This window comes from Pseudomonas sp. efr-133-TYG-5, assembly GCF_030209175.1.
GTDB lineage: Bacteria > Pseudomonadota > Gammaproteobacteria > Pseudomonadales > Pseudomonadaceae > Aquipseudomonas.
Map to the genome: position 1 here is coordinate 780,429 of NZ_JARVSM010000001.1, position 18,834 is coordinate 799,262.

Sequence of the window (18,834 nt, forward strand, 5' to 3'; positions counted from 1 at the left end):
GTGTGTGACCGATCATTGACAACGCCCAGTGACGCCGCACCCGTCTGTTTCGAGCCCGGGCGGCGCCAATGGTTTCATTTGAGGTATAGCCGATTTCGCTCTCGGCCAGGCTCAGACTTCGATCAAATGTTTGAGCGGATGGTAGCCAGTTTTCAGCTGGGCGGCGACGTCGAGAATGGCCTTTTCGATGCCGTTGAGGTGCATGCAGGTCAGCTCGATGGCAGCGTTCTGGTTGCCCGCCTCGATGTACTCGATCAAGCGCAGGTGCTCATCGTCACGGCAGGCCTGGTGGCTGTCGTCATCCAGCGCGGCAGCGTACAGCGACGCGCGGGAAATCAGTTTCTGGAACCAGTCGAGCAATACCGGGTTGTTCAGGCTGCGTGCCAGTTTGATGTGGAATTCACCGAGCAGGTGAATCAGCCGTTCGTGGTCGCCCGCCGCATGGGCTTCATCCTCCAGCAACAGGTGATCGCGCAGGTCCTGCATCGCGGCGCTGTCCTTGCGCCGGCACAGTTCGGTGACGATGCCGATCTCGATCAGCCGCCGGGTCTCGAACAGCGAGCGGATTTCTTCATCACTGGGCAACGACACCGACGCACCTTTATTGGGCTCGGTGGTGACCAGGCCGTCCGCCTCCAATTGCTTGAGCGCAGCGCGAACCGACGTGCGGCTGACGTTGAACAATTCCGCCAGCGACGCCTCGCCCAGCTTCATCCCCGGTCGCAGCGAACGCTTGCTGATCGCCTCGTAAACCCCTTGGTAGACGCGGTCGACCGTGGTCTCCAGTTTCTTTTCGGTCATGCAAAAGCTCCTTCAGTGCGGGCAACGCGGCCCTGGCGACTGCCGCGACGACAGTGCAGCCAGGAAAAAGGGGGTTGCACGCGCAGATTAATCCGGGTATTTCTAAATTGCATTCAGATATTGCATACAATAATTAGAGGATTGCACCATTATGGGTCAACCAATAGCAATTGAAGTGCGTAACGTTTCCAAACGCTACTCTGATGATCCTGGCCTCGCGCCGGCCCTCGACAACGTCTCGGTCAACATTGCCGACAACGAATTCTTCACCCTGCTCGGCCCGTCCGGCTGCGGCAAGACCACCCTGCTGCGCACCATCGCCGGATTCGAACAGGTCAGCGAAGGCGAAATCCGCCTGGCCGGTGAAACGGTCAATCACCTGCCGCCATTCAAGCGCCGGGTCAACACGGTGTTCCAGAGTTACGCACTGTTTCCGCATATGAGTGTGGCGCAGAATATCGCCTTCGGCCTCGAGATGCAGGGTCTTGAGCGCAAGGTCATTCCCGCACGGGTCGACGAGATGCTGGCGCTGGTGCAGATGGCCCACCTGGCCGGGCGCAAACCGGCGGAACTCTCCGGCGGCCAGCAGCAACGCGTGGCGCTGGCCCGGGCCCTGGCGCCGAAGCCGAAGGTGCTGTTGCTGGATGAACCGCTGTCGGCGCTGGACCTGAAGCTGCGCAAGGAAATGCAGGTCGAACTCAAGCGCGTGCAGCAGGAAGCCGGGATCACTTTCATCTTCGTCACCCACGATCAGGAAGAAGCCCTGACCCTGTCCGATCGTATCGCCGTGATGTCCGCCGGCAAGATCCTGCAGATCGGCACCCCGACCGACATCTACGAGCACCCGCAACATCGCTTCGTCGCCCAGTTCATCGGCGACATCAACTTTCTCCCCGGCCAGCTCAAGCGCGATCTGCACAATCAGAACATCTTCGTGCCCCATGGCATGCCGGTGGAAATTCCCTGCCAGCCGCAGGGGATCGACGGCAGCAGCGTGCAACTGGCGTTTCGCCCGGAGCGTTCACAACTGGTCGATGCCAGCCAGCCGCATCACCTGCGCGGGGTGATCGAGGCGGTGCTGTATGTCGGCACCGCGACGCTCTATCAGTGCCGCCTGAACAACGACATCAAAGTCATGCTGCGTGAAAACAACGAAGGCCTGAACCGCGCACGCGCCGTGGGCGAGCGCGTCGCGGTGCATCTGCCGCCGCAGGCCTGCCTGCTGATGGAGGCCTGAGATGAGCGTCAGCAGCACTTCCCCGTCCCTCAACCGCGCGCTGTTGCTCAGCCCGGTGGTCTTGACCCTGCTTGCCTTGATCGCCATTCCGCTGGGGATCATGGGCTACATCAGCCTGCTGCCGCGCAACACCTACGGTGGCGTCGACTGGCAGGCGCAATGGCAACTGCAGAGTTACGTGCAGCTGTTTTTCCAGGAAGGCTTCGACGGCGAACTGGAACTGAACTGGGTCTACGCCCAGGCGCTGCTGCGCTCGGTGCTGCAGGCCGGCGGCACCACGCTGCTGTGTTTCCTGTTCGGCTTCCCGGTGGCGCTGTGGATGTCGAGCCTGACGCCGCGCCGGCGCAACCTGATGGTGTTGCTGATCACCATCCCGTTCTGGACCAACCTGCTGATCCGCAACTACGCGTGGCTGATCATCCTGCGCGAACAGGGCTGGGTCGCCCAGAGCCTCAACGCACTGTTTCCCAGTGCGGGCGGCATCACCCTGCTCTACAACGACTTTGCGGTCAGCGTCGGCCTGGTCTACAGCTTCCTGCCGTTCATGATTCTGCCGATCTATTCGACCCTGGAAAAACTCGACTGGCGCCTGGTGGAAGCCGCTTATGACCTCGGTGCCAACCGCTGGCACGCGCTGCGGCGGATCATCCTGCCGCTGTCGATGCCGGGGGTGATTGCCGGTGCCCTGCTGGTGTTCGTGCCGAGCCTCGGCGCCTTCATCACTCCGGCGATCCTCGGCGGCGGCAAGACGCTGATGATCGGCAACCTGATCCAGCAGCAGTTCGGCACGGCGCGCAACTGGCCGCTGGGCAGTTCGCTGTCGTTCCTGTTGCTCGGCATCCTGTTGCTGTCGCTGGTGCTCTACGCCCTGTATAGCCGCAGCGCGGCAAAAACCCTCAACCGGGGAGCCAAGGCATGATCTCTCTGCACCTGAAAAAACTCCCCGCGACCCGCGAAGTCAGCCTGCTGATCCTCGCCTACCTGTACCTGCCGATCCTGGTATTGATCGTCTACAGCTTCAACGCCAACCGTTCGGCGACGGTGTGGACCGAGTTCTCGTTCGCCTGGTACGGGCGAATCCTCGCCAACCCGTCGATCCAGACCGCCGCGCTGAATTCGCTCATCGTCGCCAGCATCGCCACGGTGTGCGCCACGGCGATTGCCCTGCTCGCGGCGCTGGCGACTTACCGGCCGTTCTACGGGCAGAAAATGATCGAGGGCGGGATCAACCTGCCGCTGATCCTGCCGGAAATCGTCACCGCCGTGGCGACGCTGCTGCTGTTCATGGCGCTGGGGATCAAGCTCGGGTTGCTGACGGTGATCGTGGCGCACATCGGTTTCTGCATTCCGTTCGCCTACCTGCCGATCCGGGCGCGACTCAACGACCTGGACAAGAGTCTGCTGGAAGCGGCCAACGACCTCTATGCCAATCCCTGGCAGGTGCTTCGGCGCGTGACGCTGCCGCTGCTGTGGCCGGCCGTGCTGTCCGGTTCGGTGCTGGCGTTCGTGGTCAGCCTCGACGATTTCATCATGACGTTCTTCGTCGCCGGCCCCGGTTCGACCACGTTGCCGGTGTACATCTTCTCGGCGATCAAGGCCGGCGTGACGCCGGAGATCAATGCGATCTCGACGCTGATGCTGGTGATTTCCATCGTCCTGGTGGTCCTGGCCTTCTGGCTCGGCCAACGCGGTAAACAACAATAAACCTGGAGCGCTGCCATGAAAGTCAAAAACCTGCGTCTGGCCATGTCCGGTCTGGCCCTGAGTTGTTTCACTGCCTTCGGTGCCCACGCCGCCGAGCCCAAGGAGCTGTTCTTCTACAACTGGACCGACTACTACCCGGTGGACTTGCTGGCCAAGTTCGAAAAGGAAACCGGGATCAAGGTCACCATGGACGGCTACGACAGCAATGAAACCCTGCTCGCCAAGTTGCAGGCCGGCGGCGCGGCGTATGACGTGATCGTGCCATCGCAGTCGATCATGCAAACGCTGATCAAGCAGGATCTGCTGCTGGCGATCGACACGCCGAGCCTGAGCAATTTCCAGTACGTCAAAGGGCCGTTCCGCGACCCGAGCTTCGACCCCGGGCGCAAGTTTTCCGCGCCGTACCTGTGGGGCACCACCGGGTTCTCCTATGACAGCGCGCGGGTGCCCGGCGGCAAGCTCGACGACTCGTGGAAAGAATTTTTCGAACCACGCAAGGAACTGCAAGGCCAGCTCGCCGCCCTCGACACGTCCAGCAGCGTGATCAACGCTGCCAGCCATTACCTCAACGTCGACGAGTGCACGGAGAACCCGCAGGACGCCAAGCGCATCCTCGAGCTGCTGCAGAAACAGAAGCCGTTCCTGAAGATGTACAGCTCGGACAACACCGTCGACCGCATGGCCTCCGGCGAAGTGATCATGATGCAGAACTGGAACGGCTCGACCGCCCGCGCGACGCTGCAGAAGAGCACGATCAAGTACGTCTATCCGCGCGAAGGCCTGGCGATGTTCCAGGACAACTTCGCCGTACCGAAAAGCGCGCCGCATCCGGGCAACGCGAAAATTTTCATCGATTGGATGATGAAACCGGAAAACGCTGCCGCCGTGTCGAACGCCATCGCCTACGCCAACGGCATCCAGAGCGATGCGCTGCTCGATCCGAAATGGAAAGTCATGGACGCCATCAACATGCCCGACGAATACGCCTCGCGCCTGCGCCCGGAAAAGGAATGCAGCAACAAGGCGCGCGAGCTGCAGGATCGGATCTGGTCGAAGCTCAAGGGCTGACCTTTTTTGCTTGAGACCGCGGCGCGGCCATCGCTGGCGAGCCAGCTCCCACCAGGATCTGTGTCGTTCACAGAAATTGCGCAGACCTTGAACCTGTGGGAGCTGGCTTGCCAGCGATGAGGCCCGCCCGGACACCCCTGAACCTGAGGTAAACCAATGACCCAACCACACTGGCTCAGAAACATCCGCCCCTACGGCGCCCCTGCCGAAGACCTGCTGATCGAAAACGGCCGGTTCAGCCAACGCCGCCCGGCCTCCCCTGCACCACTGGCCGCCAACGACATCGACGGCCAGAACCAGCTGCTCACCGCCCCGCTGGTCGAGAGCCACGTCCACCTCGACAAAACCCTGTACGGCCAACCGTGGCGGCCGAACAGCGCCGGGCCGACGCTCAAGGACTACATCAGCAACGAACGCCGGGTGCTGCGCGAAGTCCAGGCGCCCATCGCCGAACGTGCCGGCGCGCTGCTGGAAAACTGCATCGCCCGCGGTTCGCTGACCATGCGCTGCCACGTCGACATCGACCCGGAATTCGGCCTGCGCCACGTGGAGGCCATGCAGCAATTGCGCGAACGCTACAAAGACCTGATCGACCTGCAACTGGTGGTCTTCCCGCAGACCGGCCTGATCAGCCGCCCCGGCACCGCCGCGCTGATGCGCGAGGCCATGGCCCTGGGCGTGGAAAACGTCGGCGGCCTCGACCCCTGCGGCATCGACAACGACCCCATCGCGCAACTGGATTTCGTCTTCAAACTGGCTGCCGAGTTCGGCCGTGGCGTCGACATTCACTTGCACGACAAAGGTGAATTGGGCCTGTGGCAGATCGCCCGGATCGCCGATTACACCGAGCATTTCAACCTGCAACAGCGGGTGATGATCAGCCACGCCTATTGCCTCGGCATGCTGCCGTGGAGCCAGGTCCAACCGCTGGCCGAGCGGCTGGCGGCGCTGGGCATCTCGCTGATGAGTTCGGCGCCGGCCGATTGCGCCGCGCCGCCATTTCTGGCGCTGCGCGAAACCGGGGTCAACGTCTGTCTGGGCTCTGACGGCATTCGCGATGCGTGGTCGCCGATGGGCAATGGCGACATGCTGGAGCGAGCGATGCTGCTGGCGTTGCGTTTCGACCTGGGCAAGGACGAGGAACTGGCGGCGGCATTCGCGGCGGCGACGGAGAATGGGGCCCAGGCGCTGGGGATCGAGGACTATGGCATCGACCTCGGCCGGCCGGCAGACTTTCTGCTGATGCCGGTGGAAACCCTCGGTGAGGCGGTGGTGGCGCGCCCGTTGCGGCAGGTCTATCGCGGCGGTGAATTGATCGCCAGCGGCGCTCGCTTGCTGAGCAGCCGGCTGTGAAACGCATCGGTCTCAAGGCCAGTTGCGTGGTCGGCTTCGACGGCTCCCGGCATGTGCTGTGGCGCGACGGCGAAGTGGTCTTCAGCGGCTCGCGCATCGAATTTGTCGGCCGCGGTTACAGCGGGCCGGTGGACCAGTGGGTCGACTACGGCAATGCGCTGATCGGTCCCGGGTTCATCGACCTCGACGCCCTCGGCGATCTCGACTCCACCGTACTGACCCTGGACAACGGCGACGAACAGGCCATGGGCCGCATGTGGTCCGAGCAATACCTGGCCGCCGGGCCGCGCGAAAGCTACAGCGCCGACGAAGAGGTCTTCAAGTACCGCTACGCCTTCACCCAGTTGATCCGTAACGGCATCACCACGGCCATGCCGATCACCTCGATGTATTACCGCGAGTGGGCGGAAACCTACGACGAGTTTGCCGCCGTGGCCGGGGTCGCCGCCGAACTGGGCCTGCGCACGTACCTGGGGCCGTGCTACATGAGCGGCATGAGTTACTGGCGCACCGACGGCAGCCTCGGCCATCACTGGGATGAAACCCGGGGCCTGGCGGGGCTGGCAGCGGCAGAACGGTTTTTCGCCGATTTCAACGGCAGCCACGGCGACCTGATTCGTGGCGCCCTGCTGCCCGATCGCATCCAGACCTGCACCCCGGCCCTGCTGCGGCGCACGGCGGCGCTGAACCGCGAACTGCAAGCGCCGCTGCGATTGCATTGCTGCCAGTCGCCCAGTGAATTCGCCATGGTGCTGCGCCTGCGCGGGGTGTCGCCACTGGGCTGGATGAAACAACTGGACCTGCTCAACCCTCACGCCGTGCTGCCCCACGGCATCTACACCGCCGGCGATGACGATCTGCAGCGCCTGGTGGATGCCGACGCCAGCCTGGTGCACTGCCCGCTGGTGTTCGCCCGCGATGGCGAAGCGTTGCACTCGTTCGGCCGTTATCGCGCCCGGGGCATCAACTTCGCGCTGGGCACCGACACGTGGCCGGCGGACCTGCTGGAAAACATGCGCCATGGCCTGAATATCGCCCGCTTGCTCGAGGGTGGGCCGCAACTGACCAGCAGCCTCGACCTGTACAACGCCGCCACCCTCGGCGGCGCCAAAGCCCTGGGGCGTGACGACCTCGGGCGCCTGGCACCCGGGGCCAAAGCCGATATCACCGTGTTCAACCTGCGCGGCCTGCATCTCGGGCCGCTGTTCGATCCGCTGAAAAACCTGCTGCTGGCCGGCCGCGGCGACGATTGCATCGCCAGCTACATCGACGGTCGCTGCGTGATGCACGACGGTCAGGTCAGCGGCGTCGACTACTCCGCCCTGCAACGCCAGGCACAACTTCAATACAACAAACTCATGCGCAGCCACAGCGACCGGGCGCCTGGCCGACCGGACTGGAAAACCCTGTTCCAGCCGGCCATTCCGTTCGCCGATGCCTACAGCGCCGAGGCGCCGTTGAGCGCCATCGATCCACTCGCCTAGAGACCTCTACTATGCACAGCTTCGATTTCAGCCAGCTCAGCCCACGGGAAAAATACAAGATTCTGATCGGCAGTGTAGTGCCCCGGCCCATTGCCCTGGTCACCACGATCGATGCCGAGGGCCGGGTCAACGCCGCGCCGTTCAGCTTCTTCAATGCACTGTCGGCGGATCCGCCGATCCTCGCGCTGGGCGTGGAAAACTACGGCGACCAGAGCCCCAAGGACACCACGCGCAATATCCAGATGAACCAGGAATTCACCGTCAACATCGTCAGCGACGCGCTGGTGGAAGCCATGAACGTCTGCGCCGTGCCGTTCGCCCCCGGCTTCGATGAACTGACCGCCGCCGGCCTCACGGCGATTCCCGGCACCGCCGTCAAATGCCCGCGAATCGGTGAGGCGCCAGTGGCGCTGGAGTGTCGGCGAATGATGGCGCTGAACATCGGCCAGTCCCGCGAGATCATTTTTGGCGAAGTGCTGATGGCCCACGTACGTGACGAACTGATCGACCCGCAAACCCTGTACATCGACCAACTGGGCCTGGACGCGATCGGTCGTATGGGCGGCCATGGCTACGCGCGCACCCGCGATTACTTCGACCTGCCGACCCGCTCGTTGCAGGCATGGACGGAGGCACCGGGGGGTGGCGAGCGGTGCTGGCCCGCGGCCAAATAACGGCCGTCCGTTGAACGTTCCCGCGCGCCGCGCGGGAACGCCGCCCGCCCCGTGCCTCAGTGAAAATCGCGGCTACGCACACGGATGCCATCCAGCAACGGGCTCAAGTCGCTCAACCGCCCGGCGATCAGGTGGCGTACTTCGCCTTCGCGCTCCCAGCGGCCGTCGACCTTGAGCAATTGCGAGCCCACCAGCACCCGGCGCTGCCGTTCGGCCAGATCACGCCAGACCACCACGTTGACGTTGCCGAACTCGTCTTCGAGGGTGACGAAGGTCACGCCACTGGCCGTGCCAGGGCGCTGCCGGCCGGTGACCAGCCCGGCGACACTGACCGGACGGCCATGCTCGACGTCGAGCAATTCGCGCGAACTGCGACAGCGCCGGGCCTTGAGTTCGCCGCGCAGCAGCGCCAGCGGGTGCGGCCCCAGCGTGGTGCCGAGCGTCGCGTAATCGGCGTGCAGATCCTCGCCGACACTCGGCTTGGGCAGCGTCACCCGAGGCTCTTCCTGACTCGGCAGGCCGGCGAACAAACCGAGTTGCTTCTCCACCCCGGCGACCTCCCAGCGTGCCCGATGGCGATGGCCGGCCAAGCCGCGCAGCGCCCCGGAATCCGCCAGAAGTGCCTGCGCGCGACTGTCGAGCCCGGCCCGCTCGCCGAGGTCGGCGACATCGGCAAATGCCCCGCGGCTGCGCGCCGCTTCAATACGCCGGGCATCGTCCTCGCGAAACCCCTTGATCATCCGCAGGCCCATGCGAATGGCCGGTTGCGCTCCGGCAATCGGTTCCAGGCTGCAATCCCAGTCGCTGGCGCGCACGTCCACCGCACGGATCTGCAAATGATGACGCCGGGCGTCCTGGAGAATCTGGTCCGGGCTGTAGAAGCCCATCGGCCAGCTGTTGATCAGCGCACAGGCGAACGCTGCCGGCTCATGGCACTTGAGCCAGCAACTGGCGTAGGTCAGCAAGGCGAAACTGGCGGCGTGGGACTCGGGAAACCCGTAGCTGCCAAAGCCCTTGATCTGCTCGAAGATCTGCGCGGCGAACTCCTCGGTGTAGCCATTCTTTTTCATCCCGGCGGCCAGCCGTTCCTTGTGCGGCTCCAGGCCGCCGTGGCGTTTCCACGCGGCCATGGAGCGGCGCAGCTGGTCGGCCTCGCCGGGGCTGTAGTCGGCGGCGACAATGGCGATCTGCATCACCTGCTCCTGGAACAGCGGTACGCCAAGAGTGCGTTTGAGCACTACTTCAAGTTCCGGCGACGGATAGGTTTCCGGCTCCTCCTTGTTCCGGCGGCGCAGGTACGGATGCACCATGCCACCCTGGATCGGCCCCGGGCGGACGATGGCCACTTCGATCACCAGGTCGTAGAACTCCTGCGGCCGCAGGCGCGGCAGCATCGACATCTGTGCCCGTGACTCGATCTGGAACACGCCGATGGTGTCGGCACGGCTGATCATGTCGTAGGTCGGCTGGTCCTTGTCCGGGATCGTCGCCAGGCTCAGGTCGAGCTGGCGATGCCGGCGCAGCAGGTCGAAACAGCGGCGGATCGCGCTGAGCATGCCCAGAGCGAGGATATCCACCTTGAGCAGGCCGACGGCGTCGAGGTCGTCCTTGTCCCACTGGATGATGGTGCGATCGGCCATCGCGGCGTTCTCCACCGGCACCAGGGTGTTCAGCGGCTGTTCGGAAATCACGAAACCGCCGGGGTGCTGCGACAGATGCCGGGGGAACCCGATCAGTTGCCCGGTCAGGCTCAAGACCCGGCGCAGCACCGGGCTGTCGGGGTCGAAACCGCCTTCACGCAGACGCTCCAGTGGCGGGGTCTCATCGCTCCAGTGGCCGCAACAGTCGGCCAAGGCATTGACCTGGTCGGGCGGCAGGCCCAGGGCCTTGGCCACGTCGCGTACTGCACCGGCGGCGTGGTAGGTGCTGACCACCGCCGTCAACGCAGCACGGCCGCGGCCATACCGTCGGAACACGTATTGCAGGACTTCTTCGCGGCGTTCGTGTTCGAAATCGACGTCGATGTCCGGCGGCTCGTTGCGCTCTCTGGACATGAAGCGCTCGAACAGCAGCGTGGTGCGGTCCGGGTCGATCTCGGTGATGCCCAGGGCAAAGCACACCGCCGAGTTGGCCGCCGAACCCCGGCCCTGGCAGAGGATGTGTTGCTCGCGGGCGAAGCGCACCACGTCGTGCACGGTGAGGAAGTAGCTTTCGTAGCCGAGTTCGGCGATCAGTTGCAGCTCATCGTCGATCTGCTTGAGCACTTTCGCCTGAGGGCCTTGCGGCCAGCGCCAGGCGATGCCCTCTTCGGTCAACTGACGCAGCCAGGAACTGCCGGTGTGCCCCTGCGGCACCAGCTCTTTCGGATATTGATACTGCAACTGGCCCAGGTCGAAGGTGCACCGCCGGGCCAGCTTCAGCGATTCCTCCAGCAGGGCCGGCGGATACAGCGCGGTCACCACCTCAAGGCTGCGCAGATGGCGCTCGCCATTGGGGTACAGGCGCAATCCGGCTTCGGCCACCGGCAGGTGATGGCGGATCGCGGTCATGGTGTCCTGCAAGGCGCGCCGCCCTCGGGCGTGCATGTGCACATCGCCACAGGCCACCGCGGCAATCCCCAGCGTGGCGGCCAACTGCAACGACGCGGCCAGACGCCGCTGGTCGTCCTGGCCGCAATGCAACTGCACCGCCAGCCACAGGCGCTCGCCGAAGGTCTGGTGCAGCCAGCGGCCCTCCTCTAGGTCATCCAGTGCGTCCGGCACCCACAGCACCAGCAAGCCCGGCAACGGCGCGCTGAAGTCTTCGCGCAGCACCTGATACTGGCCTTTCTGCGTGCGCCGGCGGGCGCGGGTGATCAGACCGCACAACGCCTGATAGCCCGCGAGGTTTTCCACCAGCAGGACCAGTTTCGGACCGTTGTCGATGCGAATTTCACTGCCGATGATCAGCGGCAGCTCAACGGATTTCGCCGCTTGCCAGGCGCGGACAATCCCCGCCAGGGTGCACTCGTCGGTAATCGCCAGCGCCTGATAGCCATGTTTTTTCGCCCGCTGGAACAGCTCCAGTGCACTGGAGGCGCCGCGCTGGAAGCTGAAGTTCGACAGGCAGTGCAGTTCGGCGTAACCCGTGCTCATGCGAACCAGCCCTGCAGCCACAACGGGCCGCCCTCACCCACCGCGCGATAGGCCCAGCCCTGCTGGCCGCTACGGTTCTGGATCAGGTAATAGTCGCGGCGCACGTCGCCGCCGTCCCACCAGCCGGACTCGATGCGCTCCGGGCCCATGAGAATCCGCGCCGAGCCCTCGGCCACGGCCTGCGGCTCCGTCAACAGCCAGCCCGGCCGCTGCAGCCCCGGCAACGCCGCACAAGGCTGCCGGTCGTCGGCGTGCTGCCACGCGCACTCCGGGCGATGGTCGGCCTGGAAGCGCAAGCCCTGCACCGCATCGTCGCCGAGTCGCGCGCGCAGGCGTTCACGCAGTTGCTCCCAGGGCAGGGTCTGCTGCGGACGGTCATCGAACAGCTCCTGAAACTGCGGCACGAAGCTCGGCAGATCTTCGGCACGCAGGCGAAAACCGCGCACCGGCGCCTCGACCGTTACCTGCTCCAGGCGCCCACGGGCCAGTTCAAAGAGCATTGCCGGATCGCGTTCGGCGCTGAGCAGGCCGACCTTGATCAGCGTATCCGCCAGCCCGGCGTGCTCCAGGTGCAGGTCGAAGCGCTGCACGCCGCTGTCACGTCCGCACAGGAACGCCGCCAGGTCAGCGGTCAGGCGCCGCAGCGGGAACAGCAGCGCCTGATGCGACTGCACGTCGAAGTTGAGCTCGATCCGCACATCGAAGCGATCCGGCGGCAGGTAGAACGCCAGCGCCAGCGGTCGGGCTCCGAACAGCATGTCCAGGTGCTTGAGCATCGCCGCCTCGAAACGCCGGGCCAGCGCCTGGCGCGGCAAGCCCTGCACCTGATTGAGGTTGCGCAGGCCCATGCGCGCCAATGCCGTGGCCACGCTCGGTTCCAGGCCGACGCGGTCGATGGGCAGTTGCCCGAGGTGGTAGCGCAAGGCTTCGCCGTCCGGCACTACCAGGCCGTCATAGGCGTTGGCCAGCACCCGCGCCGCCACCGGGTTGGGCGCGGCGACGATGCGATGACGAAAGCCCAGCTCGGTCAGCTCCGCCCGCAAGCGCGCCTCGAACTGTGCCCATGAGCCGAACAGGCCGAGGCTGGACTCGATCTCGAACACCACCGTGCGCGGATAATGCACGCTGACCTGCGCGCTGAAGCGATAGGCCCAGGCAGCGAGAAACTGTTGCCAGTGCTCGACCTCGGCAACGTCGTAATCGGCGCTGGCAAAACCCTTGCTCAAGGCCTGCGCCGCCGTCATCGACTGGCCGGGACGCAGGCCCAGCGCTCGCGCCGAGGCGTTCACCGCTTGCAGCACGCGGCGCTGGGCCGGGCCACTGAGCAACACCAGCGGTTTTTCCGGATCGGGGCTTTGCCGCAACACGGCGTCGAGGGCCAATTGCGGAAACAGAATGCACACCCAGCGCATGGCGACCTCAGTGCCCGACGGCGAAAGCAATCGGCGCCGTACGTGCCAGCCCGCCACGGCACTTGAGCACGCGCAATTGGCCAGGCTTGGCGTCGATGGCAATGCGCAAGGCCGCAGGTGACGGGTTGAGCGCCTCGCTCAGCGAACGCCAGGCGAAGGCCAGGGTCTGGCCGGTTTCCGCCGCCACCTGCAGGCGCCGCAACGCGCGGTCATCGGCCTTGTGCGGCCAGCACAGCACCGCGCCGCAACTGCCCGAGCGCAGGCATTGTTCCGCCGCCCACAACGCCTCGCGTTCGCTGGCCTGGATCACCGCGAGCTGACGCAAATCGACCCCGGCATTGGCCCACGCCTGCGGATACGGCACGAATGGCGGCGCCACCAGCACGATGCGCTCACCCGCTGCCGACAGCCGCGCCAGGGTTGGCCACACCAGTTGCAGTTCGCCGACGCCGGGCGCGGCAAGGAGGATTTCGCTCAGTGCCGCTTCCGGCCAGCCGCCGCTGGGCAGGGCCGCGTCCAGCGCCGCGTGGCCGGTGGGTTGCGGACTGGCGGCCGGTGGCGCAGGCCGGCCTTTCCAGACCTGGCCGCCATTGAACAGGGTATCCAGAGCAACGACGACGCCCATCAGCCTTGCCTCACCAGACCGCAGAACACCCCTTCGATCGCCAGGTCCTGGTCGGCCCGCACCACAATCGGCTGGTACGCCGGGTTGCGTGGCAACAGGTGAACCTCGGCACCGTGGCGCTCGAAGCGTTTGATGGTGACCTCGCCGTCGAGCCGCGCGACCACGATCTGGCCGTTGAGCGCTTCGGGGTTGCGCCGCACACCGACCAGATCGCCGTCGAGGATGCCGTCCTCGATCATCGAGTCGCCCTGCACCCGCAGCATGTAGTCCGGCACCCGGGAGAACAGCGCCGGGTCGAGCATCAGGCGCTGGTGAATGTCGGCATCGGCGCCGATCGGGGCACCGGCGGCCACCCGACCGAGCACCGGAATCTCCAGCAGCTCCGGACGCGGCGGCTGATTGAGCAGGCGAATGCCCCGGGCCTGATGCGGATTGACCTCGATGAAGCCGGCTTCGGTGAGCGCCAGCACATGCTTGCGCGCCACGCTGCGCGAGGCAAAACCAAAAGCCTCGCTGATTTCAGCGAGGCTTGGGGGCTGACCGTGTTCGGCGATGCGTTCGCGGATAAAGGTCAGAATGGCGGTACGGCGGGGAGTCAGAGTCGTCATGGAGTACATTTGTACTCCTGTGGGATTTTCCTGACAAGCACCGCCAGTCAGGTAGCGCCACCGAGAAGCCGCGCGCAAATATGTGACAGGATGTTTACGGAATTTTTACTAATGTTCTTCTACAGTTACACGCGTAACCGTAGGTGTTTTCCATTCATGTAGAGGAACGATTCGAATGGCTTTGGGCAAAGGACTGCGTTTACCGTCCATCACTCCGACCCGCCTGGTGCTGCTGTTTTCCCTGGCATTGGTGGCGATGTACAACCTGGCGACATGGAAAGCGCTGGCCACACTGATCACCCTGCAAGGTGCGCACAAACTGGCGTTCTTTGTCTCCTTCGGCCTGTTTCTGTGGGCGGCGATCACCCTGCTGCTGACCCTGGTGTCGTTCCGCTGGACGCTGAAGCCGGCGCTGACCCTGGTCGCCCTGCTCTCGGCCTGCGCCGCGTATTTCATGAACGAATACGGCATCACCATCGACACGGTGATGATCCAGAACGTCTTTGAAACCAATCCCGCCGAGGCCACCGCGCTGTTCAGCGGCAAGCTGCTGGCCTATGTGCTGCTGCTCGGCGTACTGCCAGCCGTGCTGATCTGGCGCTGGCCGGTGGTTTATCGACCGTTCTTTCGCGGCTTGCTCAACAAGGTGCTGGTGATCGTCGCCTGCGTCCTGGTGATCGGCGCTTCGGTGGGCGCGTTCTACTCGACCTACGCGCCGATCTTTCGCGAGGAAGACAAGCTCACCCACTTCATCAACCCGACCAACTACATCTACGCGATCAGCAAGTACGCCAAGCAACGCCTGGGGATCAAGAAGCACTTCGTGGTGCAGGCCATCGGCGAAGATGCGGTGATGAGCGCCAAAGCGGCGGCCCGCGAGAAGAAATCGCTGATGATCTTCGTGGTCGGGGAAACCGCCCGCGCCGACCATTTCTCGCTCAACGGCTATGAGCGCGAGACCAATCCCGAGCTGAGCAAACTGGACATCCTCAACTTCAGCAACGTGCACTCCTGCGGCACCTCGACGGCCGTGTCGGTACCGTGCATGTTCTCGATGTTCCCGCGCGAGGACTACAGCGACAAGAAAGGCAAAACCTACCAGGGCCTGCTGGATATCCTGCAACGGGCCGGCGTGCAGGTGCTGTGGCTGGACAACAACAGCGACTGCAAGGGCACCTGCCTGCGGGTGCCGAACCGCGACATCGCGAAGAACCAGCCGGGGCCCTTCTGCGACGGCAACAACTGCCTCGACGAAGCGCTGCTGGCCGACCTGCAAGCCTACATCGACAGCCTCAAGGGCCACGCCATCATCGTCCTGCACGCCGACGGCAGCCACGGCCCGGAATACTACGAGCGCTATCCCAAGGACATGGAACGCTTCAAACCGATCTGCCACACCAATCAGCTGGGCAGTTGCAGCCGCGATGAGCTGGTCAACGTCTACGACAACACGATCCTCTACACCGATCATTTCCTGGCCAAGGTCATCGAGCTGCTCAAGCACAATCAGGACAGCCTCGACACCTCGATGCTGTACGTCTCCGACCATGGCGAATCCCTGGGCGAGAACGGCCTGTACCTGCACGCCGCGCCTTACGCCCTGGCCCCGGAAGCCCAGACCCATGTGCCGATGGTGATGTGGTTCGGCAACAACACCCTGGCGCAGCTGGGTATCGACCGCGGCTGCCTGCAAGGCAAGCGCGCCGCAGCGGACCTGAGCCATGACAACCTGTTCCATTCGGTACTGGGCTTGTTCGAGGTCAAGACCTCGCTGTATCAGCCCGCGCTGGATATTTTCCACGGCTGTCGGCCGGCGATGACGGCGGGACAGTGATCTCGCTCAGCTGCGCCAGATAGGCCCACGGATAAATCCCGCGTTGATGGCCGTCGCTGAACACCAGTTGCAGGCCGTACCCCTGAGCGTTCAATTCGATGACCCGCACACGCGGGTCAACCGAGGGTGGCGTGCCCCGCAGGCGAAACGCCCGGCATTGCGAGCACGGGCATTGGCGGCGCAGTTCGGCATGGTCGAGCAGCTGTTCGCGGCCATCCGGCCAGCTCAGCCGTAACCGCTGTTCACCTTGGGAATTACCGACTGACAGCGGATTCATTGCAACTGACTCAAGGCAATGCGCACGGCTTTGCGCACTTCCGGATCGCCATCGTCCTGCGCGGCCTGCAATGCCGCCACGGCCCCGCGGTCATTCAGTTCGCCGAGGGCCAGCGCGGCTTCCTTGCGCAGGTTGCTGATGCGATGGCCGAGGGTGTCGATCAAGGCGTCGAGAGCCGGCACGTAGCGCAAACGGCCGAGGCTGCGGGTGGCGCGCAGGCGAACTTGCCAGTAGTCGTCGGCCAAGGCTTCGATCAGCGCGGGCCCGGCGTCGGTGTGGCCGACCTTGCCGAGGGTGGTCGCGGCTTCTTCGCGCACCTGCCAGGCGCCGTCCTGCAAGGCTTTACGCAATGCCGGCAGCACCTCAGCCCCACTCGCCAGCCCCAGTGCACCGGTGGCGGCGCGGCGTACTTCGGTATCCGGATCATCACTGGCCAAGCGGGCCAAGGCCGGCAGTGCGTCGAGTTGCTTGAGCCAGCCGAGCACGCCGACGGCTTCGCGACGAACACTGGCATCGGCATCGTTCAGCGCCTGAATCGCGGCCGGTGCAGCGCCGGGGAAGCGCAATTCACGCAAGGCCCGGAACGCGGCAATCCGCACCCCGGTTTCGGCATGGGCGGTCCACGGCAGAATCACCCTGCCCGCCGCTTCGGTTTTGAGCAGGCTCAGACTCTGCGCCGCAGCGGCTTGCACCGCCGGCGCAGGATCCGTCAGTGCCTGGCACAGCGCCGCAACCACCGGTTCGTCTTCCCAGGCTTCCAATAGGCGCGCCGCTTCGGCACGCACTTCTTCGGCGGGGTCGACGGCCAGGCGCTCGACCAGCCAGAGCAAACCGTCGGGTTCCTCGAGATCGGCCAGCTCGATCAGGGCAATCCGGCGCACCCCGGCATCGTCAGCGGTCAGGCGAGGTTGCAGGGCAAGAATGTCGTCGTTATCGGTCACAGCAAACAATGAGGTCATAGGGCAAATCGCGGTAAAGGGTTTTCGGGAGGCAGGCCGAGCGGATTGAGGCGCGGCAGCGGCCGGTCGTTGTCGTGACGCAGCAGGTCCAGGCAATGGCGCTTGAGGCGCGAAAACTCATGGCTGGTGACCAGTTCAGTGGTGCGTGGGCGCGGGAAGTCCAGGCGCAGGTCTTCGATGATCCGTCCGGGTCGTGCGCTCATCACCAGCAGGCGATCGGCGAGAAACAAGGCTTCGTCGATGTCATGGGTGACGAACACCACGGTGGTGCGAATCCGCGTCCAGATGTCCAGCAGCAGTTCCTGCATGCTCAGGCGAGTCAGGGCATCCAGCGCGCCGAACGGCTCGTCCATCAGCAGCAGGCGTGGCCGGTTGACCAGCACCCGGGCGATTTCCACCCGTTGCTGCATGCCGCCGGAAAGTTGATCCGGCCAACGCTCGGCAAAATCCTCGAGACCGACCAGTTGCAGCATTTCCTGCGCCGCGCGCTGGCGTTCGCCTCTGCCGATGCCGCGCATCTTCAGGCCGAACGCTACGTTGTCGCGCACCGTGCGCCACGGAAACAACGTGTGCTGCTGAAACACCATGCCACGCTGCGGCGATGGACCGGATACCTCGGCGCCATCGACTTTCAGCGTGCCGCCCTGAGGTTGCAGGTGCCCGGCCAGCGCCCCCAGCAACGTCGACTTGCCACAACCCGAGGGGCCGAGGATGCACACGAACTGGCCCGGCTCGATCTGGCAGTCCAGGCCTTGCACGGCTTCGAACGCTTGCCGGCCCTCGCCGAGGACAATCGACAACTGGCGGATGTCGATCCGCCCTTCCGGGGTTTGCATCACGCTCATCAGGCTTTTCCTCGTGGTCGATGCCAGGGCGTGAACAGTCCGCCCAGGCGTTTGATCAACAGGCTGCTGCCCATGCCCAGCACGCCGATCAGCAACATGCCGACGACAATGTCGGCGTAGTTCTGGATGGTGTAGGACTCCCAAGTGTAGTAACCGATGCCGAACTGGCCGGAAATCATCTCGGCGGTCACCAGGCAGAACCACGAGGTGCCCATGCCGATGGCGAGCCCGGTGATGATGCTGGGCGCGGCACCCGGCAGGATCACCTCCAGCAGCATCGCCCGACGCCCGGCGCCGAGACTTTTTGCCGAGGCGATCAGGCGTGGATCGACGCCTTCGACGCCGTGCACGGTGTTGAGCAGAATCGGGAACAGCGCACCGGTGAAGGTGATGAACACCATCGACAGCTCGGACGACGGGAACATCAGGATCGCCAGGGGAATCCACGCCACCGCCGGGATCGGCCGTAGCACTTCCAGTGGCGGCAGCAGCAGGTCTTCGGCCCACTTTGAACGGCCGATGGCCAGGCCCAGGGCGATGCCGATCACCAGTGCGGCGAGGTAGCCGGCAAAGACTCGGCCGAGGCTGGCGCCCAGGTGCTGGATGAGCTTGCCGGAGTCGCCCAGGCCGAGGGCAGCTTCGATCACGGCCACTGGGGTTGGCACGTTGGCGAAGGTGACCAGGCCGAGGTTCCAGTGGTGGCTGGCGGCGAGTTGCCAGAACAGCAGGCAGAGCAGCAGTGAGGCGGCTCGGGGGATCCAGCGTGAAAACATAGGTCACCTCTGATCGTTCCCACGCGGAGCGTGGGAGCGATCTGTT

At 64.6% G+C, this 18,834-nt stretch carries 16 protein-coding genes and 1 pseudogene; 8 read left to right on the top strand and 9 right to left on the bottom strand.

Annotation, left to right across the window (positions count from 1 at the left end):
* Nucleotides 1–111 precede the first annotated feature (111 nt).
* Complete coding sequence (locus QRN70_RS03405; protein WP_285415804.1) at nt 112–801, bottom strand: GntR family transcriptional regulator; 690 nt, start codon at nt 799–801, stop codon at nt 112–114.
* Nucleotides 802–952: 151 nt separating this feature from the next.
* Here QRN70_RS03405 and QRN70_RS03410 point away from each other — a divergent pair, with 151 nt between their 5' ends.
* The 7 genes from QRN70_RS03410 (at nt 953) to QRN70_RS03440 (ending at nt 8,321) form a co-directional block, all read left to right on the top strand.
* Nucleotides 953–2,038: an ABC transporter ATP-binding protein gene (locus tag QRN70_RS03410; RefSeq protein ID WP_285415805.1), complete on the top strand. Its 1,086-nt coding sequence runs from the start codon at nt 953–955 to the stop codon at nt 2,036–2,038.
* A 1-nt stretch (nt 2,039) separates the two neighbouring features.
* Nucleotides 2,040–2,957, top strand: a complete 918-nt coding sequence (locus QRN70_RS03415) for an ABC transporter permease (RefSeq protein WP_285415806.1) — start codon at nt 2,040–2,042, stop codon at nt 2,955–2,957.
* Nucleotides 2,954–3,742, top strand: coding sequence for an ABC transporter permease (locus tag QRN70_RS03420; protein ID WP_285415807.1), 789 nt, complete (start codon nt 2,954–2,956; stop codon nt 3,740–3,742). Before QRN70_RS03415 ends, QRN70_RS03420 begins: the two co-directional genes overlap by 4 nt.
* Before the next feature lie 15 nt (nt 3,743–3,757).
* On the top strand, nt 3,758–4,810 hold the full coding sequence (locus QRN70_RS03425) for an extracellular solute-binding protein (protein ID WP_285415808.1): 1,053 nt from the start codon (nt 3,758–3,760) through the stop codon (nt 4,808–4,810).
* A gap of 156 nt (nt 4,811–4,966) precedes the next feature.
* On the top strand, nt 4,967–6,163 hold the full coding sequence (locus QRN70_RS03430; protein WP_285415809.1) for an amidohydrolase family protein: 1,197 nt from the start codon (nt 4,967–4,969) through the stop codon (nt 6,161–6,163).
* Nucleotides 6,160–7,647 carry an amidohydrolase family protein gene (locus QRN70_RS03435; protein WP_285415810.1) on the top strand — a complete coding sequence of 496 codons (1,488 nt, stop codon included), beginning with the start codon at nt 6,160–6,162 and terminating at the stop codon, nt 7,645–7,647. The genes QRN70_RS03430 and QRN70_RS03435 overlap by 4 nt, the downstream gene beginning before the upstream one ends.
* An 11-nt stretch (nt 7,648–7,658) precedes the next feature.
* Nucleotides 7,659–8,321 (top strand): flavin reductase family protein, encoded by a 663-nt coding sequence (locus tag QRN70_RS03440; RefSeq protein ID WP_285415811.1) that lies wholly within the window; start codon nt 7,659–7,661, stop codon nt 8,319–8,321.
* Nucleotides 8,322–8,377: 56 nt separating this feature from the next.
* Here the strand turns inward: QRN70_RS03440 and QRN70_RS03445 are convergent, their stop codons facing one another.
* From QRN70_RS03445 to lexA, 4 genes are read right to left on the bottom strand one after another with little or no spacing between them, the layout of a single operon-like run.
* A complete protein-coding gene (locus QRN70_RS03445) occupies nt 8,378–11,455 on the bottom strand; it encodes an error-prone DNA polymerase (protein WP_285415812.1) in 3,078 nt (1,025 codons plus the stop codon).
* On the bottom strand, nt 11,452–12,867 hold the full coding sequence (locus QRN70_RS03450) for a Y-family DNA polymerase (RefSeq protein WP_285415813.1): 1,416 nt from the start codon (nt 12,865–12,867) through the stop codon (nt 11,452–11,454). The genes QRN70_RS03445 and QRN70_RS03450 overlap by 4 nt, the downstream gene beginning before the upstream one ends.
* Before the next feature lie 7 nt (nt 12,868–12,874).
* The gene (imuA, locus tag QRN70_RS03455) at nt 12,875–13,492 is read right to left on the bottom strand and encodes a translesion DNA synthesis-associated protein ImuA (protein ID WP_285415814.1); all 618 of its coding nucleotides are present in this window, start codon (nt 13,490–13,492) and stop codon (nt 12,875–12,877) included.
* Nucleotides 13,492–14,109, bottom strand: coding sequence for a transcriptional repressor LexA (gene lexA / locus QRN70_RS03460; RefSeq protein WP_285415815.1), 618 nt, complete (start codon nt 14,107–14,109; stop codon nt 13,492–13,494). Before lexA ends, imuA begins: the two co-directional genes overlap by 1 nt.
* 166 nt (nt 14,110–14,275) lie before the next feature.
* Here lexA and QRN70_RS03465 point away from each other — a divergent pair, with 166 nt between their 5' ends.
* A complete protein-coding gene (locus QRN70_RS03465) occupies nt 14,276–15,934 on the top strand; it encodes a phosphoethanolamine transferase (protein WP_285415816.1) in 1,659 nt (552 codons plus the stop codon).
* A gap of 4 nt (nt 15,935–15,938) precedes the next feature.
* On the opposite strand, the pseudogene QRN70_RS03470 reads toward QRN70_RS03465, so the two are convergent.
* The 4 genes and pseudogenes from QRN70_RS03470 to QRN70_RS03485 form a co-directional block, all read right to left on the bottom strand.
* Nucleotides 15,939–16,211: pseudogene (locus tag QRN70_RS03470) on the bottom strand (DUF971 domain-containing protein); the annotation flags it as partial.
* Nucleotides 16,208–17,170: a HEAT repeat domain-containing protein gene (locus QRN70_RS03475; RefSeq protein WP_285415817.1), complete on the bottom strand. Its 963-nt coding sequence runs from the start codon at nt 17,168–17,170 to the stop codon at nt 16,208–16,210. The pseudogene QRN70_RS03470 and the gene QRN70_RS03475, both read right to left, overlap by 4 nt.
* Nucleotides 17,167–18,015, bottom strand: coding sequence for an ABC transporter ATP-binding protein (locus tag QRN70_RS03480; RefSeq protein ID WP_285415818.1), 849 nt, complete (start codon nt 18,013–18,015; stop codon nt 17,167–17,169). Before QRN70_RS03480 ends, QRN70_RS03475 begins: the two co-directional genes overlap by 4 nt.
* A complete protein-coding gene (locus QRN70_RS03485; RefSeq protein WP_285415819.1) occupies nt 18,015–18,788 on the bottom strand; it encodes an ABC transporter permease in 774 nt (257 codons plus the stop codon). The genes QRN70_RS03480 and QRN70_RS03485 overlap by 1 nt, the downstream gene beginning before the upstream one ends.
* Nucleotides 18,789–18,834 lie beyond the last annotated feature (46 nt).

Excerpts from the sequence above, each read along its gene's own strand:
- QRN70_RS03425 (WP_285415808.1), top strand. The coding sequence starts at position 3,758 with ATGAAAGTCAAAAACCTGCGTCTGGCCATGTCCGGTCTGGCCCTGAGT.
- QRN70_RS03440 (WP_285415811.1), top strand. The coding sequence starts at position 7,659 with ATGCACAGCTTCGATTTCAGCCAGCTCAGCCCACGGGAAAAATACAAG.
- QRN70_RS03430 (WP_285415809.1), top strand. The coding sequence starts at position 4,967 with ATGACCCAACCACACTGGCTCAGAAACATCCGCCCCTACGGCGCCCCT.
- QRN70_RS03480 (WP_285415818.1), bottom strand. The coding sequence starts at position 18,015 with ATGAGCGTGATGCAAACCCCGGAAGGGCGGATCGACATCCGCCAGTTG.
- QRN70_RS03405 (WP_285415804.1), bottom strand. The coding sequence starts at position 801 with ATGACCGAAAAGAAACTGGAGACCACGGTCGACCGCGTCTACCAAGGG.
- QRN70_RS03485 (WP_285415819.1), bottom strand. The coding sequence starts at position 18,788 with ATGTTTTCACGCTGGATCCCCCGAGCCGCCTCACTGCTGCTCTGCCTG.
- imuA (WP_285415814.1), bottom strand. The coding sequence starts at position 13,492 with ATGGGCGTCGTCGTTGCTCTGGATACCCTGTTCAATGGCGGCCAGGTC.
- QRN70_RS03410 (WP_285415805.1), top strand. The coding sequence starts at position 953 with ATGGGTCAACCAATAGCAATTGAAGTGCGTAACGTTTCCAAACGCTAC.
- QRN70_RS03465 (WP_285415816.1), top strand. The coding sequence starts at position 14,276 with ATGGCTTTGGGCAAAGGACTGCGTTTACCGTCCATCACTCCGACCCGC.
- QRN70_RS03445 (WP_285415812.1), bottom strand. The coding sequence starts at position 11,455 with ATGAGCACGGGTTACGCCGAACTGCACTGCCTGTCGAACTTCAGCTTC.
- QRN70_RS03420 (WP_285415807.1), top strand. The coding sequence starts at position 2,954 with ATGATCTCTCTGCACCTGAAAAAACTCCCCGCGACCCGCGAAGTCAGC.
- QRN70_RS03475 (WP_285415817.1), bottom strand. The coding sequence starts at position 17,170 with ATGACCTCATTGTTTGCTGTGACCGATAACGACGACATTCTTGCCCTG.
- QRN70_RS03450 (WP_285415813.1), bottom strand. The coding sequence starts at position 12,867 with ATGCGCTGGGTGTGCATTCTGTTTCCGCAATTGGCCCTCGACGCCGTG.
- lexA (WP_285415815.1), bottom strand. The coding sequence starts at position 14,109 with ATGTACTCCATGACGACTCTGACTCCCCGCCGTACCGCCATTCTGACC.
- QRN70_RS03415 (WP_285415806.1), top strand. The coding sequence starts at position 2,040 with ATGAGCGTCAGCAGCACTTCCCCGTCCCTCAACCGCGCGCTGTTGCTC.